At 47.2% G+C, this 15,339-nt stretch carries 16 protein-coding genes; 3 read left to right on the top strand and 13 right to left on the bottom strand.

Features of this window, described 5'->3' with window-relative positions; all coding sequences use genetic code 11:
- Window positions 1–9 precede the first annotated feature (9 nt).
- Window positions 10–837, top strand: a complete 828-nt coding sequence (cobA, locus tag ICN34_RS08610; RefSeq protein WP_216122044.1) for a uroporphyrinogen-III C-methyltransferase — start codon at window positions 10–12, stop codon at window positions 835–837.
- Between the two features lie 225 nt (window positions 838–1,062).
- On the opposite strand, the gene ICN34_RS08605 is transcribed toward cobA, so the two are convergent.
- Window positions 1,063–1,425 (bottom strand): sirohydrochlorin chelatase, encoded by a 363-nt coding sequence (locus tag ICN34_RS08605; protein WP_216122042.1) that lies wholly within the window; start codon window positions 1,423–1,425, stop codon window positions 1,063–1,065.
- Window positions 1,426–1,500: 75 nt separating this feature from the next.
- Between ICN34_RS08605 and ICN34_RS08600 the strand changes: the two genes are divergently transcribed.
- Window positions 1,501–2,520, top strand: a complete 1,020-nt coding sequence (locus ICN34_RS08600) for a calcium:proton antiporter (RefSeq protein WP_216122040.1) — start codon at window positions 1,501–1,503, stop codon at window positions 2,518–2,520.
- Between the two features lie 27 nt (window positions 2,521–2,547).
- On the opposite strand, the gene ICN34_RS08595 is transcribed toward ICN34_RS08600, so the two are convergent.
- Genes ICN34_RS08595 through gspG form a run of 12 tightly spaced genes read right to left on the bottom strand, consistent with a single transcriptional unit; the run spans window position 2,548 to window position 14,633 of the window.
- Entirely contained in the window at window positions 2,548–3,435 is an 888-nt protein-coding gene (locus ICN34_RS08595; protein WP_216122038.1) for a M23 family metallopeptidase, read from the bottom strand.
- A gap of 20 nt (window positions 3,436–3,455) precedes the next feature.
- On the bottom strand, window positions 3,456–4,676 hold the full coding sequence (gene gspF, locus ICN34_RS08590) for a type II secretion system inner membrane protein GspF (RefSeq protein WP_216122037.1): 1,221 nt from the start codon (window positions 4,674–4,676) through the stop codon (window positions 3,456–3,458).
- Window positions 4,677–4,696: 20 nt separating this feature from the next.
- Window positions 4,697–6,133, bottom strand: a complete 1,437-nt coding sequence (locus tag ICN34_RS08585) for a GspE/PulE family protein (RefSeq protein ID WP_216122035.1) — start codon at window positions 6,131–6,133, stop codon at window positions 4,697–4,699.
- Between the two features lie 2 nt (window positions 6,134–6,135).
- The gene (gene gspD, locus ICN34_RS08580; RefSeq protein ID WP_216122033.1) at window positions 6,136–8,403 is read right to left on the bottom strand and encodes a type II secretion system secretin GspD; all 2,268 of its coding nucleotides are present in this window, start codon (window positions 8,401–8,403) and stop codon (window positions 6,136–6,138) included.
- 22 nt (window positions 8,404–8,425) lie between these two features.
- Window positions 8,426–9,232, bottom strand: coding sequence for a type II secretion system protein N (gene gspN / locus ICN34_RS08575; protein WP_216122031.1), 807 nt, complete (start codon window positions 9,230–9,232; stop codon window positions 8,426–8,428).
- The gene (gspM, locus tag ICN34_RS08570; protein ID WP_216122029.1) at window positions 9,229–9,987 is read right to left on the bottom strand and encodes a type II secretion system protein GspM; all 759 of its coding nucleotides are present in this window, start codon (window positions 9,985–9,987) and stop codon (window positions 9,229–9,231) included. The genes gspN and gspM overlap by 4 nt, the downstream gene beginning before the upstream one ends.
- The gene (locus tag ICN34_RS08565) at window positions 9,987–11,351 is read right to left on the bottom strand and encodes a type II secretion system protein GspL (protein WP_216122026.1); all 1,365 of its coding nucleotides are present in this window, start codon (window positions 11,349–11,351) and stop codon (window positions 9,987–9,989) included. The genes gspM and ICN34_RS08565 overlap by 1 nt, the downstream gene beginning before the upstream one ends.
- Before the next feature lie 51 nt (window positions 11,352–11,402).
- On the bottom strand, window positions 11,403–12,410 hold the full coding sequence (gene gspK / locus ICN34_RS08560) for a type II secretion system minor pseudopilin GspK (protein WP_216122024.1): 1,008 nt from the start codon (window positions 12,408–12,410) through the stop codon (window positions 11,403–11,405).
- Entirely contained in the window at window positions 12,410–13,174 is a 765-nt protein-coding gene (locus ICN34_RS08555; RefSeq protein ID WP_216122022.1) for a prepilin-type N-terminal cleavage/methylation domain-containing protein, read from the bottom strand. The genes gspK and ICN34_RS08555 overlap by 1 nt, the downstream gene beginning before the upstream one ends.
- Window positions 13,171–13,587 carry a type II secretion system minor pseudopilin GspI gene (gene gspI, locus ICN34_RS08550; protein WP_216122021.1) on the bottom strand — a complete coding sequence of 139 codons (417 nt, stop codon included), beginning with the start codon at window positions 13,585–13,587 and terminating at the stop codon, window positions 13,171–13,173. Before gspI ends, ICN34_RS08555 begins: the two co-directional genes overlap by 4 nt.
- The gene (locus ICN34_RS08545) at window positions 13,584–14,111 is read right to left on the bottom strand and encodes a prepilin-type N-terminal cleavage/methylation domain-containing protein (RefSeq protein WP_216122018.1); all 528 of its coding nucleotides are present in this window, start codon (window positions 14,109–14,111) and stop codon (window positions 13,584–13,586) included. The genes gspI and ICN34_RS08545 overlap by 4 nt, the downstream gene beginning before the upstream one ends.
- On the bottom strand, window positions 14,112–14,633 hold the full coding sequence (gene gspG, locus ICN34_RS08540) for a type II secretion system major pseudopilin GspG (RefSeq protein WP_216122016.1): 522 nt from the start codon (window positions 14,631–14,633) through the stop codon (window positions 14,112–14,114). It lies immediately after the preceding gene.
- Between the two features lie 201 nt (window positions 14,634–14,834).
- Between gspG and ICN34_RS08535 the strand changes: the two genes are divergently transcribed.
- Window positions 14,835–15,326 carry a hypothetical protein gene (locus ICN34_RS08535; RefSeq protein ID WP_216122014.1) on the top strand — a complete coding sequence of 164 codons (492 nt, stop codon included), beginning with the start codon at window positions 14,835–14,837 and terminating at the stop codon, window positions 15,324–15,326.
- The last annotated feature ends 13 nt before the right edge of the window (window positions 15,327–15,339 follow it).

The raw sequence follows: 15,339 nt of genomic DNA, 5'->3' as shown, positions 1-15,339 counted from the left end.
TACATAATCATGACCACAGCACCCGCTAATCACCACAAGACTAGCAATACGCTTGGAAAAGTGTATTTAGTAGGTGCTGGGCCTGGTGCAGTAGACCTGATTACCGTTCGTGGCGCAAAGCTACTTGAGCAAGCGGACATTGTTTTCTATGACGCATTAGTTGACCCAGAGATGCTGACACTATGCCCGCAGGCTGAGAAGATCGAAGTCGGTAAGCGTTGTGGCAAGCTGTCTTCAGCGCAGCAGTTTATTAATAAGCGCTTAGTGGATGCTGCACAGAAATATCAAGTGATTGTGCGTCTCAAGGGTGGCGACCCGATGCTCTTTGGTCGTGCTGATGAAGAAATTCAATCTCTTAATGCCGCTGGAATTGCAGTTCAGGTTGTGCCTGGCATTACCGCTGCTCTTGCTGGCGCAGCAAGCATTCAGCAGTCACTGACATTGCGCGGGGTATCTCGTAGCGTAGCGTTTATCACCTTGGCCCAAGGTGGTGAAAATCTTGCTCCTGGACAACCGATATCAAATCCGTCCGCTGATACTCTGGTGTATTACATGGGTCGCAAAGATGCAGCGCGCATTGCACAACAACTGATTGAACAAAGTCCTAATCAACATGGTGATACGCCGGTAGAAATCTTAGAAGCCGTTAGCACGCCACGTGAGCGTTTATGGACGAGCACCTTACAAGAGTTAGCTGCTGGCAAAGCAGATGAATGGTTTGATAGCGCCTCACCTGCACTTATTATGATTGGTGAGGCCTTAAGAAATTCTGGCAGAGCAACAACGGTAGATACTTTTCAAGGGCAAATAGGGAAGCCCCTGCGTAATTTAGCCTAGCTATTTATTAGCTTAGATTCATTATTCCACTTGCTTAATAGGCTTATCTAATTTAGAGAGAGTATTGAACATCTCCCGTGAATCCTCAAATGAAATGGTATCCAATCCCTCAAATGACTCTCCTAGATCACTTTTTTGAGCAGCTCTTTTAGCGCGATCAAAGAAACTACTTACCGTATCCGTATGGATGATTATTTTTGCTATCTTCGAATTCATTTTTAATACTCAGTGAGCCCTCGCTGCAAAATCGACAATCGCTTGCAAAACAGCCAAATCCTCACCAACAGCAGGCGTCGCGCTTAATTGAACGTTGGGAAATTTACCTCGGCACTCTTCTAGTAACACTGGGAAGTCATTTCGTAAGTGGCCGCCCTGCCCAAAGAAAACTGGCACGATAGTCAATTCAGTAGCGCCTTTAGCGCTCAGGCTAGCAACCGCCTCCTCTAGTGAAGGCTGCATCATTTCCAAGAAAGCCAACTCTACAGGCGTGCTGGGATGCTGCTCTTGCCATAAAGCAGCCAGACGATCAAAAGGCTCACGCCAGCGGCTATCACGGGCACCGTGCCCAAATAAGATCATGGCTTTCATGGATGGCTATACACTCTCATTAATATGCTTTAACCGATAGCTTAACCTTATTTTGAAGATCAGATCAGACAGCCTATGACTAACTTACTCAGCCAAACTTGGTTCATCGCGCTCATGAGCGTCACGCTGATTGGAGCAGTTCTTTCAGCCGTTCACCATGCTGAAGTGATTGCACATAAAACGGGTGAGCCGTATGGCACGCTAGTGTTATCGATTAGCGTCACTATTATTGAAGTGTCACTCATCATTTCGATGATGCTCACTGGTCATGAAGGATCTGAGTTCATTGCCAGAGATGCGGTATTTGCTACGGTGATGATTGTGATTAATGGTGTGATTGGCCTCTGTATTTTTATGGGTGGCTTAACGCATCATGAGATGACTTTCCGTAATGAAGGCACTAATTCAGCATTGGCGGTATTAACTGCATTGGCTACTTTTATTTTGGTCATGCCAATTGTGACTATCAGCACACCTGGGCCAGACTTCACGAAGAGCCAATTGGCCTTTGCAGGAATCGCTTCATTTGCGCTCTACATTGCATTTTTATTCTTCCAAACAGTTAGTCATCGCGACTACTACCTACCAAAGACAGAAGATAAAAAGACGGACATTAATTTTCATGCACTCAAACCCAGCAACACAAAGACAGCCTTCAGTGGAGCGCTACTCATACTCTCTTTAATAACTGTAGTAGGTCTTGCAGAGCTTCTTAGTCCGGCCATTGAGCGCGGTGTTGCAGCTGCAGGCGCGCCCAAAACGATTGTAGGTATTGCGATTGCACTGTTGGTATTAATGCCAGAGGGCTTTGCGGCTGTTAGAGCGGCTAAGGCCAATCGCTTGCAAAGCAGTTTGAACTTAGCTTTGGGTTCGGCTTTAGCCAGTATTGGCTTGACCATTCCGACGGTAGCAGCAATTGCGATCTTCTTTAATCTCCCGCTAAGCCTGGGAATAAGCGATCTCAATATGACATTGATGTATTTGTCATTCTTTATTGGCGCACTTACTCTAGCGATTGGTAGAACCACCCTATTGCAAGGGGTAGTTCATATCATCATCTTCTTAGAGTATCTCTTCTTAAGCCTGGTTCCTTAACCGGGAATTCAAGCGAAGTACTACTAATTAGTTCTTGCCTAAGGTAACACCGTCCCTTAAGACCTCATAGTGCAAGTGGGGGCCGGTCGATCTTCCGGTTGAGCCTACTTTGGCAATCGCTTGGGACTGTTTTACAAAATCACCCTGCTTTACTAGGATTTCTTGAGCGTGCGCATATCTGGTAACCACTGAATTCTTGTGCTGAATATCGACCACATAGCCATACTCTTGGTCCCAAGCCGCACGAATAACTACGCCTTCAGCAGTGGCCAAAATGGGTGTGCCATAGGCAGCAGGAAAGTCCGTACCCTCATGCCAAGCTGTTTGTTGGGTAATAGGGTCGATACGATACCCCAAACCACTAGATGCTTGCGGCATCAATGCGAGTGGTGAAGCGGTTGGAATGGAATTAGAAACATCCCAACTTTGCGTGAGGGATTTTTGTACCTCCTGCACTCGATTGCTCAGCGCAATAGAATCTTGCACAGTACGATCTAAACGAGCACCATATTGCTCACCTTGATTACCTAGATTAATCACGGCATTCGCTGGACTTAGAGGGCCGCCTTGGGCATTACCAAGATCCACTACATTACTGGCTAGATTCATTTGACCATTAGTCTTTGCCAACTGAATCCGTAAATCATCTAGTTGCGCTAAGTTACGTTGTGCTTCATCTAGTCTAGCCTGGAGCTCCATGAGTTTAGTCTCGTAGTCATCTTCTGAGTTTGCAATGAAGCGCTTCTCTAAAAGATCTTTTTTCTCCATCGCATGCAAGATATCTTTGGTCTCATTGGTAACGTCGTTAATAGCAACGTTTGCGCCTACAAGCAAGGCCAAGCTGAGTGCGCCACCGAAAACCAAATGGCGCGCTGAGAGAGAAATCTCTCTCACTTTGCTGTGTGGTCCAGTCATGATTAATATTTGCATTTGTATTACCTTACCCCTGAATTCATTTCCAAGATTGGTTGCATCACTGCCATTACGATTCCTAAAACCATCAAGCCCATAACCAATATTAATAAAGGTTCGAGCAAGCTGGTAAATATTTTGGTTTTTTGCTCAGATTCGAGCTCTGCGTTCTCTGCCCCGTACTTCAGCATCTCGGCTAACTTACCCGATGCCTCACCAGAGCGAATCAAGTGAATCAAGATTGGTGAAAAGACCCCTTGACTACCTAAGGCCCTAGATAGGCTGGTACCTTCACGCAAACGACCCTCCGTTGAGTCAATCGCCGCTTTTAAGACTGAGTTGCTGAGCGTGTTTCGTGCGCTATGCAATGCCGTCAAAATGGGTACATTGGCAGAAACCAACATTGCCATTGTGTTTGCAAAGCGCGCTGTCTCAAAACCGAGCAATAAAGGTCCAAGCAAAGGTAAATTGAGTAAGGCGCGATCGACCTTGAGGCGAATCTCTTCTTTTGCTAAGGCGCGACGACTATAAAAAATAGCTGCGACGATCATCACCAGCAACAGCCAACCCCAATTCACCAAGAAATCGGAGAGTCCCAAAATAAAGCGAGTAGAAAACGGCAGAGCTTGCTTGGAACTCTGAAAGACTCGAGCAATTTGCGGCACGACATAAGTCATCAAAAACAACACAATCATGAAAGCAACGCCCGTCAACATAGCAGGATAGGCTAATGCGCCCATTGCTTTTTGTTTGAGTGCCTGACGCTTTTCCAAAAACTCGGCTAATTGCGTCAATACTTGCCCCATCTTCCCGGACTGCTCTGCGGCGCCAACAACCCCTTGGTATAGCGGATCAAATGAAAGGGGTTGTCCTGCAATGGCTCTTGATAAAGGCAAGCCTGCTCGCAATTCAGAAACCACTGACTGCAGCACTGTTTTTACATGTACCTGACTAGTTTCATCTGCGAGTATCGAGAGAGCCTCATCAATTTGTACGCCCGAACGAACCAGAATAGCTACTTGCTTTGTAATGATTGCGAGATCGGCACGGCTGAGGGGTTTATTGTTTGATAGCCATTTATTCCAAAAGGGTTGCTTGCCCCACTCTGCTTCTAAGTCGATAGTGACTGGTACCAATTGCTTAGCCATTAATACTTGACGAACAGCACGTACGCTATCACCCTCGATGGTACCGCGCTCACTCTTACCTGCGTAAGTTAGGGCTTCAAATCGATAGCGGGGCATGGCGCTCGTTAGTCATAGCATTAATCGATTTCTACAGAACCGGTAACCCGCAGAATTTCTTCTGGAGTGGTTTTACCTTCAGCCACCCAGCGTTTGCCATCATCCGCTAAGGTACGCATGCCACCAATTAAGGCCTGCTTGCGAATATCACTCTCCGCTGCATGCTGGTGAATCAATTCACGAATTTTTTCATTGGTAGTCATTAACTCATAGATACCTGCGCGACCGCTGTAACCCGATTCACCGCAAGATGGGCAGCCTTTACCTCCACAAGCTGAGCAAGACATGCGAATGAGACGCTGACCCAACACTCCTAATAAGGTAGACGAAAGTAGGAAAGGTTCAATACCCATATCAATTAAGCGGGTCACGGCTGACGGAGCGTCATTGGTATGCAAGGTAGCTAATACTAAGTGGCCCGTCAAAGAGGCTTGCACTGCAATTTGAGCAGTCTCTAGGTCGCGGATCTCGCCAATCATGACGATGTCCGGGTCTTGGCGCAAGATGGCGCGCAAGGCCCTGGCAAAGTTCATATCAATACGGGAGTTCACCTGGGTTTGTCCAATACCATCGAGGTTGTACTCGATTGGGTCTTCCACCGTCATGATGTTATTAATCTTGTTACGCAAGCGCAGTAATGCGCCATATAAGGTGGTGGTCTTACCGCTACCTGTTGGGCCAGTCACCAAAACAATGCCGTGTGGACGATGAATAAGCTGATCAAATTGATTAAAGGTGTCTTCGGCCATCCCTAAAGCACGCAGATCTAAGCGATCGTAGTTCTTCTCCAATAGACGCAGAACAACGCGCTCACCATGTGAAGTGGGTAAGGTTGATACGCGTACATCAATCGCGCGTCCGCCTACTCGTAATGAGATTCGACCATCTTGAGGCATCCGCTTTTCAGCAATGTCTAATGAAGCCATAATTTTGATGCGGGAAACCAATGCTGCATGCAAGTCACGACGCATATCCACCACGTCACGCAAATTACCATCTACCCGAAAGCGCACTACTGACTTACGTTCAAATGCTTCTAAGTGAATATCGGATGCTCCGTCCCGACTGGCTTGCTTAAGCAAACTATTAATCATCCGAATCACTGGTGCATCATCATTCATTTCCAGCAAATCTTCTGATACTGGCATCTCTTGAAGGAGGCGTGAAAGATCTACCGCCTCTTCTACTTCATCAACAACTTGTGCCGCATCTAGATCGCCTTGTGAATAAGCCTTATTGAGTTCTTCAAGCACTGCTTCGGAGGATTGCTCCATACGAATGACGGGCCCGGTTAAGCGACAGATTTCTTGCAAGACATCTAGGCCAGTTAAAGGACTATGAATGAGTACTGGCAACTCCGATTGCTCAGTAAATTCCCCATCAGCACTTGCCGCTACCTCACTCTTACGCAAGAGAACTTGGTTCGTGCGAGCGTAAGCAAAAGGGATGCGCAACATATTTACTGCTTACTGGAAGAAGTCTGCGCTGCTCCAGCTGGTGAGGTTGGAGCCGCTGGCGAGGGACCACCAGGAATAGTGGGGTCTGGACGTGGCACCGGTGTTCCAGGAGCTACAAGTGGAGCGGTCATCTCACTCATTTTTGGCAAATCGGGCTTGGGCAATAACATGGTTGATGGCGTAAATTGCTCACGCTTCGCGTCCATAAATTGCATGCGATTTGCAGTAATTTCTTGATCTTGCCCCTTATCGCGCAATACGTAAGGACGCAAAAAGACTAGCAAATTGGTTTTGGTACGCGAGCTATTGTCATAACGAAAGAGGGCGCCAATAAAGGGAATCTGGCTCAGCCATGGAATACCACTCGTACTATCGGTGTAATTATTTTCAATCAAACCGCCCAACACTAAAGTCTGGCCATCATCCACAATCACATTGGTCTCGATATCACGCTTATTGAGAATAGGACCTTGATTAGGAACTTGACTCGCTACATTCGAAACCTCTTGATAGATTTGCATCTTCACAAGACCATTTTCAGAGATCTGAGGTCTTACGCGCAAAATCAAACCAATATCTTGACGCGACACTGTTGTGAATGGGGTAGCAGTAGCAGCAGAGCCCGTAGTCGCATAGGAGCCTGACAGCATTGGGATGTTTTGTCCCACTACGATTCTAGCCTCTTCGTTATCAAGCGTAATTAAATTCGGGGTCGATAGGATATTGGTTCCCGTAGTAGTGCTTAAGGCCGATATCAAAGCTGACATACCGTACACACCATTGAATTTAGTGAGCAAGCCCAAGTTCAAACCAGGGTTTGGTTGTACTGGCGTGATGCCATTGGTATTTGAAGGATTTAATAAAGCGTTAACGTTTTGTGAGAGGTTTACGATATTCGAACCAGGTGTGCCGGCAGCATTTGAAAAGTTGGTACCGCCAAAGCCCGTATTTTGATTACCGGAGCCAACGAGGCCTTGCCACTGAATGCCTAACTCTGCCGCATTGGTAGAGCTCACCTCAACAATGATGGATTCAATATAAACCTGTCCACGACGTTTATCGAGCTGATCAATCACATGACGCAAGTTTCGGTAAAGCGGCTCATTGGCAGTAATGATGAGCGAGTTGGTTGCCGGCTCTGCTTGAATAATGCCGCCTGTAGAGGGGGTGCTACTGCTACTTAAAGAAGAGGTTGCAGCTGCCGTACCCGTACCGCCAGATGCTCCAGGAGCGCTATTCATTTGCGCGGGTGTGGCTGTATTGCCAGTGGCACCCATCGCCTGGGTTGCGGTACCGCTCGCTACCTGGGCAGATAAGGCTGCATCAGCAGCCACAATCGCCCGCAAGGTCACTGCTAATTTAGTGGCTTCTGCGTTACGTAATGGTACGACCCAAATATTGCCATTAGAATTTCCCTGAGTATCTAACTTCGCAACGAGCGCACGAATTTGTCTAAGCTTCTCTGGGCTTGAGCTACGCAGTAATAAAGAATTACTACGGGCATCAGCCATCACCACTGTTTTATTGCCGTTTTCGTTGCTACCAGTCAAGCCATTCTCAAGCACTTTATTGAGCATGGCCGCAACGTCAATCGCAATTGCATACCGTAGTTGAATCGTTTGCACATCAGTTGATGCAGGCGCATCAATGGTTTCAATCAACTCGCCAATCCGCTGGATATTACTCGCGTAATCAGTAATGACGATCGTGTTATTACCCGGGTAGGCGTTAATCGTATTGTTCGCAGAAACCAAAGGTCGTAGCACGGGCAGCAAATTGTTGGCAGACTCATAGTTCAGCTTAAATACGCGGGTAATAATTTGATCACCGCCCTGCTTACTTTTGCCAGTCACCACTGAATTACTAATTAACTTAGCATCAGCCTCAGGCACCACCCGATAAATACCATTGACATCTACCAAAGCAAATCCTGAGGTACGCAAGGCGGTAGAAAAAGCATCTATCGCTTTGGCTTTCGTGAGCGGCTTATTACTAATTAGATTGATCGTGCCCTTTACTTTGGGATCAACCAAAATCGTTTGGCCAGTTGCCTTGGCTAAAACGCTAGCAACAGATTCAATATCCGCATTCGAAAATGACAGCGTTACAGAAGCGCTATCCGGGATTGCGGAATTTAGCTGACTAGGCTGATTCATATTCTGAGCAAAGGCTATCGGCAGAATGACACTTTCACCTAGGACGCAAACGATCACCAGCCGTGCAAGCTGCCTTTGAAAACTACCTAATATTCGACCTAAACCTGTTTGCATACTTTTCTTTGTTCGTTACGACTTAAAACTTGAGGCGATAGCTATCGCCCTCTTTTTTACCCAATAAAGCTAACAGACCCATCAATGATTCTTGTGCTTCTGGAGAGGCCGAAGCTTCCCCCATAAAATGAAAGCCTGATTTAGTATCGCCCTGACCCATTAATAAAAGGGGTCCACTGGTGGTGGATAAACTCCAATTAAGACCATCGTCACCAATATTGGCCAAAATCTCATAAGCCCCCAGCGGCTTGATAGGGCTAATTTGGCTACTTAAGCTACTGATGATAATTCTAATTACTCCCGAACGAGCATTCTTGAGGCTTTCAGAGGTAGACATCATGCCTCCCAAAGCCAGATCCGTCCAACGGACACCCAATTGCCCCCTGGGCCTTAAAGTACTCCAGGGATTGCCGAGCCCCTCAAGGACGTTGGCTGGTAATTTGACTTCGTTGCCAGCAATGTGGGTTTTCTTGAGCCCCCAGCGAATGAATTGGGGTTTATCGAGCGCCACAAACTGAATTTCAGTACTACACGATAGCGTGGATAGACTGCATGTACTGGTCCAATGAAAACGTTCAGTGACTGCGTGAGGATCTCGACACCCTCCTTCGCTCGCATTGGTCTCTGAAAACGCCAATGCAGCACTTCCATCCCAAATCGTACCTGCGGGTTGTTGCAGCATCACCCTGCATCCTGTTTGGGAAGTCAAAATACCACCCACCAAACTTGCAGGCATCTGCCAAATGACAGTCCATAAGCTGACTAACACTAAGGCAAGCCAAAATAACTTGGGTAATTTTGGATGACTCAGATCTAGTGTGAGCTTCATTGTGCCACCTCAGGCTCAACTGTATTTGTTGCATTGCTGCCATATTGGCTGAACATACCGCTGACACTCACCATACCTGCGCCGCCATTTGCAAGCACGCTCAGCTGTATCGGATACAAGCGCCAAGTTGTCCGAAGTTCTTCTAAAGCATCTAAGAATACGGAGAACATCACCTCGCTCGCCTGAAACTCGATACGCGGTGGATTATCGGTGCTCAAGCGAAACACACTCGGCTTTAAACCTCGCGCAGTGAAGACATTCAAAATTTTCTGTAGCTCTTGCTCATCTAATGGGGAGACGATTGAAGACATGGTATTTGAACTCACTGCATTAGCACTTGCTGCGGTAGTTTTCGACATCCGAATCAAGCTTTGTAATTGCGACCATTGCGCAGGCCGCATCTCCAATTGATCCTGGACTTTGCGACTATAAGGAGCTAGCAGCAGCTGATATAGCAAGCCCAAAATAATAAGAATGCCAATCAGGAGGACTATTTTCCGTTGTCTAAAAATGATCCGCTGTAAGACTTGCAAAGTCTGTTTTGCATCAAAGCCCCTGTTGGCTTTCCATGCAGCGTTACTCAATTGGTCATCCTGATGTAGTGTTTTATCAACAGCAGCATTGCTCCACCATTGACTCAGAAGATTTGGCAAATGACGCAAATCTTGTACTGAATAATCTTTGGTGAGCAATGCCTTTGCTTTGCCAGCAACTGCATTGAGTTTTTCCATCAAGCTATTCGAGCGCTGGTTCATCAATTGCTCCCCAGTCCCGCATAGGGCTCAAGACGATAGCGGTTTGGCGCCAAAAATTGCACTGCCATCCCCAGCAATCTCGCGCGCTGAAGAACCTCACTAGGTGGCACTGTCAATGCGCCTGGTTTAAATTCAAAGGTAATCGCATAGCCATCGTAATCCAGCTTTTGTAATGCTTCAGCACCAAAAGCCACTTTGAATTGTTGTAACTTAGTAGCCATTGCACCAAAGTCAGCGTCCACCACAATGCCATGGTGGCGTTGCTCTAATGTCACTTGTTTGACAAATGCATTTAAAACGGCGGGTGCGCTATCACTAGACTTACCTTGATTGAGGGCGGCAATTGCGGCAGGGCTTAAGTTTTGTACAGCAAGCAACTCCAGTCGCTTAGACCAGCGCCAATCATCCAAAACCGTCCACGATAAATACACACCGAAGCCCAACACTAAACTGATCGCGCAGTAGCGCAACCAATGAGTGGGCTGTCGCCATACCAAGGGGTCGGTCCAAGTTAAGCCGGAAGTATTGTCTGAGGGCTTGAGCGCCTTACTCGAAAATAAACGCGTCAAAGCAGATAAACCGCTATTACCTCCCACGCCAAATGACTTGGAATCACGTCTAAAACTTGCAGGTAATAAATTTAAGGCAAAGTTAGCGGATCGACTATTGCTATTTGCCTGTAAATAGGCCTGAGCCGCAGCTGCCAACCAGTCCCAAGAAATGACTTTTAAGGTAGCGCCAGTGAGAGCCTGAGGTAAATTCAATTCACTCTCTTTTGACCCTGGCGCTTGATGCTCAATCCACGACACACCGAGTTGCATGCCGGTACGCTGGGTAAAAATGATATTTTGCTCTACACGCTGATAGGCGACTTCAGGTCGAGCGCCTTCAGTGGGCAGACTCAAGAGCAAACACTCTGGTATCAAGCGCACGCGGGGAGCGAGCAAATGCTCTAATTGTTGATTGAGCCAAGCAAACCACGCTCGATCCATCAAAGCCAACGTTCTTTGCAAGACTGGATTGCCAGGAATGGGAGGCAAGGCTTGAGCGGCAATCGACTCAACGCCAGCAAGTACAAAATCTTCAATCAGATTTGGCAAAATTTGCTGTAACTTTTTTGCATTAGCCAAAGGCACTTTTGCTTCAATCAAGCGCACGTCTATCGTCGGGAGTAATACCAATGCTTCATCGGCATAGGGCATCGACTCTGTGCTGCCCATACCGGTAATAGACTGAGCGCCTTCATCTTCTAATAGGCACCACTCAAACTGCTCTGCGCAAGACGCATCTTGCCCATCACTGGGAGAAGCAGTAACAGGGGCAGCAAACGGCTTCAGAGGGCAGCGGATGATGAGCAAGCTCACATTAATCTTTCAAAACGCCATCTTTGATGACTCTTGTTATCCAATATTCCATTAATCAGCAGCCATTTTTCCAGTTTTGCTCCAGATAACCTGCGTTAAATTACCGTTGGGCAAAGGCGTTGGAGAGCGCTGAATCAATGCTGAACTCATAAATATACCCCTTCCCAGGTGAATTTCTGTACGACCCACCCAATACTGAGACTTCACATCCACCAAAGCGGGGTCAATCGCCAAGCCGGCCCCAGAACCTACCTTATTGATTAGGGAAGTGACCTCATCCAGCGTCTTCAAAGGCGCCATTGCTCTTTGCTGGACGAAGCTATTAGCAGCACCCCTTGAAAGCCCATTAATTGCTGCCATCAACACTTCGGGAGATGCAGTATTAACGTTAACTGTCGTTAAATTCGGCAAAACCACTACAAAAGGTCTTAATTGTTGCAAAATTGCTAAATTGTAGTTTGGCAGTCTTAATAAGCCATCCACATCATCAATCGGCATATCACTCTGCAAGACTGCTTGCGCAGTCTGTTGTGCAAGTCCCCGGTCTAAACCCAGGGCATCTAAGAGTCGCCCAAATTCCTGAACGCCAGCCGAATTCACAGCCTGAAAATTGCGATCCCATAAATTGGTCAAATTGAATAAGCCTTGAGCATCACTGAGCTGACCATTAAAGGTCACGGTAGCGATCTCATCTGGAATATCCGTATTTTTTAAGAAATCAGCCACCTTGCCATCAGCCAAAGGCAAAGCCCAGGCCTCGCCCAAATGATCATATTGACTGGTACGCTGATCCTCAACCAAGACCAAGCGCCCGAAATCAATTGCAGTACGTTGCAACCACTGCGCTTGTACGCGATCACGAGCATTTTCTAAAGAGCGTATCTGCACTTGCTGACGCCACATCAACCCTGTAATGAGCACAGCAGCAACACCCACCACAATTAAGGCTGTGATGGTTGCTGATCCAGTTTCTGACTTAGTTTCCAACTTCGTTTCTAACTTCGTCTCTAACTTCGTGACTGGCTCCCTCAGGTTCAATATTCTCAATCGCGACCACATTACAAAGCGCCTCCCATCAAACAAGAGCGGGTAATGGGCAAAGCAATGTCTTTTAACCACCACTGCATTACTAAACCCTGTTGATCTGGAGTAATCAAACTGATAGTGGGGTTTGGGGTTGCATTCGTAGCAGTCGAATTCGCACTTGCCGGTGGAGTGCCGGTACCCGTTGCGCTTACTCCGCTTCCGCCTGCACCGCTCACTAGAGAACTCTGCACTACAAATAATTGCCGCACAATACTGGGTGCTTGCCAACTGACCAATAGGTCATTGGAAACCAAGTCTGGATCACGAGCAATATTTTTCCACAAGGTCAGGGCATCTGTCCTGCGCAAGAGCGGTTGACTAGTCCAGCGCTGTAAGCCGTTAGATCCGATGCCATAACCCACTAGCAACCAAGCATCTTGTGTATCAGCCCGATAGTGACGTAGCCACCAAATATTTTTAGCGCCTGCAGCAATGGAAGGGAGGGTGCTGCTAGTGAGGCTATTACTCATATTGGTTGTAGAGGAGCTCACAACGCCATTGGCCATATTGAGCTCATCGCGGCGTACGATTTCTTGGCAATCTCGATCGAACTGGCGAACCAATTGCATGTAAGAAAAATCTTCGTTTGAGCGACGCTCTATCACCTCTCGCCCACGAATCATGGCATCCATTCCACGCCATGCCAACAGCCCAACAATAGCCATAATAGCCATAGCCACAATGACTTCTAGTAAGGCAAAACCTTGATCGCGTGGTTGATTTTCAATTTGCTTCACATCACACCACTGGCTGGATTGGGGATAACAGTGGTCAGCCATGCCAGGCGTGGACCTGCTGCTACCGAGGCGCTTTCAGGGTTAGCGGCATATACCGTCATCTCCACTCTACGAAAGCTTGGGTTCGGTGTACTCATAATTTTGCGCTGACAAACAAAGACGTAATTCGCTTGTGGACAATTAAATGTTGTCGTTCCCACCTCCGGAAAGGCTCGACTCATGCGCAAATCCATCAAGGCATTATCTGCACTCCACAACGCTAGGGTGCGTTGAGATACTGCTAATTGGGTATCAGCGCCATTGGCAATCGCACGCAAACCGGCTATCAGAGCAATACTGAGGACCGCCAAACCAACGAGCACCTCAATTAAAGCGAAGCCCTCTGTATGTGAGTGACGCAGTAATCGCTTCACTGCACACCTCCTGTCCAACTAAAACGACCATTAGTGGATCGGGACAAGATGGCTTTGCGTTGCTCTTGCGCAATCGGAACTTGCATTGCCTGGGCAATCGTTTCGCCGCCCAAAGTAAATTGCACTGGCTCAATCACGACCGGCTTATGCCATAACTGTGGACGATACACATCGGGCATCAAGCCACTTGAATTGGCTCCAGGGTTTGCTGTGGAGCCTGCGGCATTGATCAGCGCGCTGACAGGGGCATTGTTCAGGGCAGGAGCAAAGCGCCATCCCACCTCATCTACTTGCACCAACATGGTTGTTCCTGAAAGGTTGCTTTCTTCCTGCGCCATATTGAGTGAACTGACGAGTTGATCGAGATTGTCTCGCCAATATCGATCATCATGATTGGGAATAGCCAGTATTGCGACCGCCATCATGATGGCCAAAATCGTAATGGCCACCAACATCTCTACTAAAGTAAAGCCACCTTCAGCAGGATTGCGTAAATGCGCTGTTGTGAATTGGCGAGATAGCAATTAATTGCTGGGTTGCCAGTTGCCAATATCGGTATCGAGCGCGGTACCACCGGGCTTACCATCAGCACCAAAACTATAGACGTCAATTTCGCCATGAGTACCCGGGTTACTGTATTGATAGGCGTTACCCCAAGGGTCTTTTGGCAATGATTCTAAGTAACCACCCACCTTCCAGTTTTGTGGAACGGGTTCAGAAACCGGTTTCTCTACCAGGGCTTTGAGACCTTGTTCTGTCGTTGGGTAACGGCCAATATCTAGGCGATACAATTTGAGTGCCTGAACAATGGTGCCGACGTCTTGCTTAGCCGCAGTGGCACGTGCCTCATCAGGACGCCCCATAATTTTGGGAACAATCATGGTTGCCAAAATACCGATAATGGCGATCACGACCATAATCTCGATCAGCGTGAATCCTGCATCACGTCTTTTACGATTGAGCGTTTGTGCCAATACCGAATGAGCCAAAACAGGGGTGTTTTGTGATGATTTATGACTAAACAGACGATGTTTGCAGAAAGACATAAATGTGGCACTTTCAATGATTTAAACTAAATCAAATTTTATAGGTATTTTGACACTTTGAGCGAATTTATCAAACGAATACAGGATAGGCTCAGGAGCTCCAAACAAGCTCTCAAGCAAAGCTCCTTGACGCGTTCAAATACCGATCTAAACTCGTTATCCAGCCATGGCAAACAGGAGCGCATTCAGAGAGCTCTGAGCATGCCATTGAGTTGGCTAACGCCTTCTTCGGCCAGCAAGGGAATGACTTATGGATTGATGCTAGCTTGTGCGCTCTCAGCGACATTCTGGCTCATGAAGATTGCCCAAATTCCGGGAACTCCAAGTCAGCCAGTCAATGGGATTTCCAAAGGAATGACTTTGTATTCCAATCAGGATGCCAATACTGCTTACGCTCTTTTTGGTAGTAAGCCATTGGCCACAGAAAACATCTATTTGCGGGGTGTTGTCATCACCTCAAAAAATCCTGATGGCAGTCCAGATGGAGCAGTTAATGGATTTGCTATTTTTGAAATTGATGGCAAACCAACTAACGCGATTAGCGTTGGCGAAACCATTGGCAAAGGCTTAAGCCTACAAAGTATTGGTGATGAGTCTGCCACCCTACTCTATCAAGGACAGAAGCTCAGCTTCAAGCTCAATAAAACCAATAAAGATAAGAGCGATAAAGCTAGCGGCTCCAATAAGAAATAAGCAATTAAATTAA

The organism is Polynucleobacter sp. Tro8-14-1, from assembly GCF_018881655.1.
In the GTDB taxonomy this organism is placed as follows: Bacteria; Pseudomonadota; Gammaproteobacteria; order Burkholderiales; family Burkholderiaceae; genus Polynucleobacter.
The sequence above is the reverse complement of the archived record's forward strand: the minus strand, read 5'-3'. Positions and strand labels throughout refer to the sequence as shown.

Coding starts and splice junctions, on each gene's coding strand:
- gspM (WP_216122029.1), bottom strand. CDS start 9,987: ATGAACCAGCGCTCGAATAGCTTGATGGAAAAACTCAATGCAGTTGCT.
- gspN (WP_216122031.1), bottom strand. CDS start 9,232: ATGAAGCTCACACTAGATCTGAGTCATCCAAAATTACCCAAGTTATTT.
- ICN34_RS08605 (WP_216122042.1), bottom strand. CDS start 1,425: ATGAAAGCCATGATCTTATTTGGGCACGGTGCCCGTGATAGCCGCTGG.
- ICN34_RS08600 (WP_216122040.1), top strand. CDS start 1,501: ATGACTAACTTACTCAGCCAAACTTGGTTCATCGCGCTCATGAGCGTC.
- gspK (WP_216122024.1), bottom strand. CDS start 12,410: ATGTGGTCGCGATTGAGAATATTGAACCTGAGGGAGCCAGTCACGAAG.
- ICN34_RS08595 (WP_216122038.1), bottom strand. CDS start 3,435: ATGACTGGACCACACAGCAAAGTGAGAGAGATTTCTCTCTCAGCGCGC.
- cobA (WP_216122044.1), top strand. CDS start 10: ATGACCACAGCACCCGCTAATCACCACAAGACTAGCAATACGCTTGGA.
- gspF (WP_216122037.1), bottom strand. CDS start 4,676: ATGCCCCGCTATCGATTTGAAGCCCTAACTTACGCAGGTAAGAGTGAG.
- ICN34_RS08585 (WP_216122035.1), bottom strand. CDS start 6,133: ATGTTGCGCATCCCTTTTGCTTACGCTCGCACGAACCAAGTTCTCTTG.
- ICN34_RS08535 (WP_216122014.1), top strand. CDS start 14,835: ATGCCATTGAGTTGGCTAACGCCTTCTTCGGCCAGCAAGGGAATGACT.
- gspD (WP_216122033.1), bottom strand. CDS start 8,403: ATGCAAACAGGTTTAGGTCGAATATTAGGTAGTTTTCAAAGGCAGCTT.
- gspG (WP_216122016.1), bottom strand. CDS start 14,633: ATGTCTTTCTGCAAACATCGTCTGTTTAGTCATAAATCATCACAAAAC.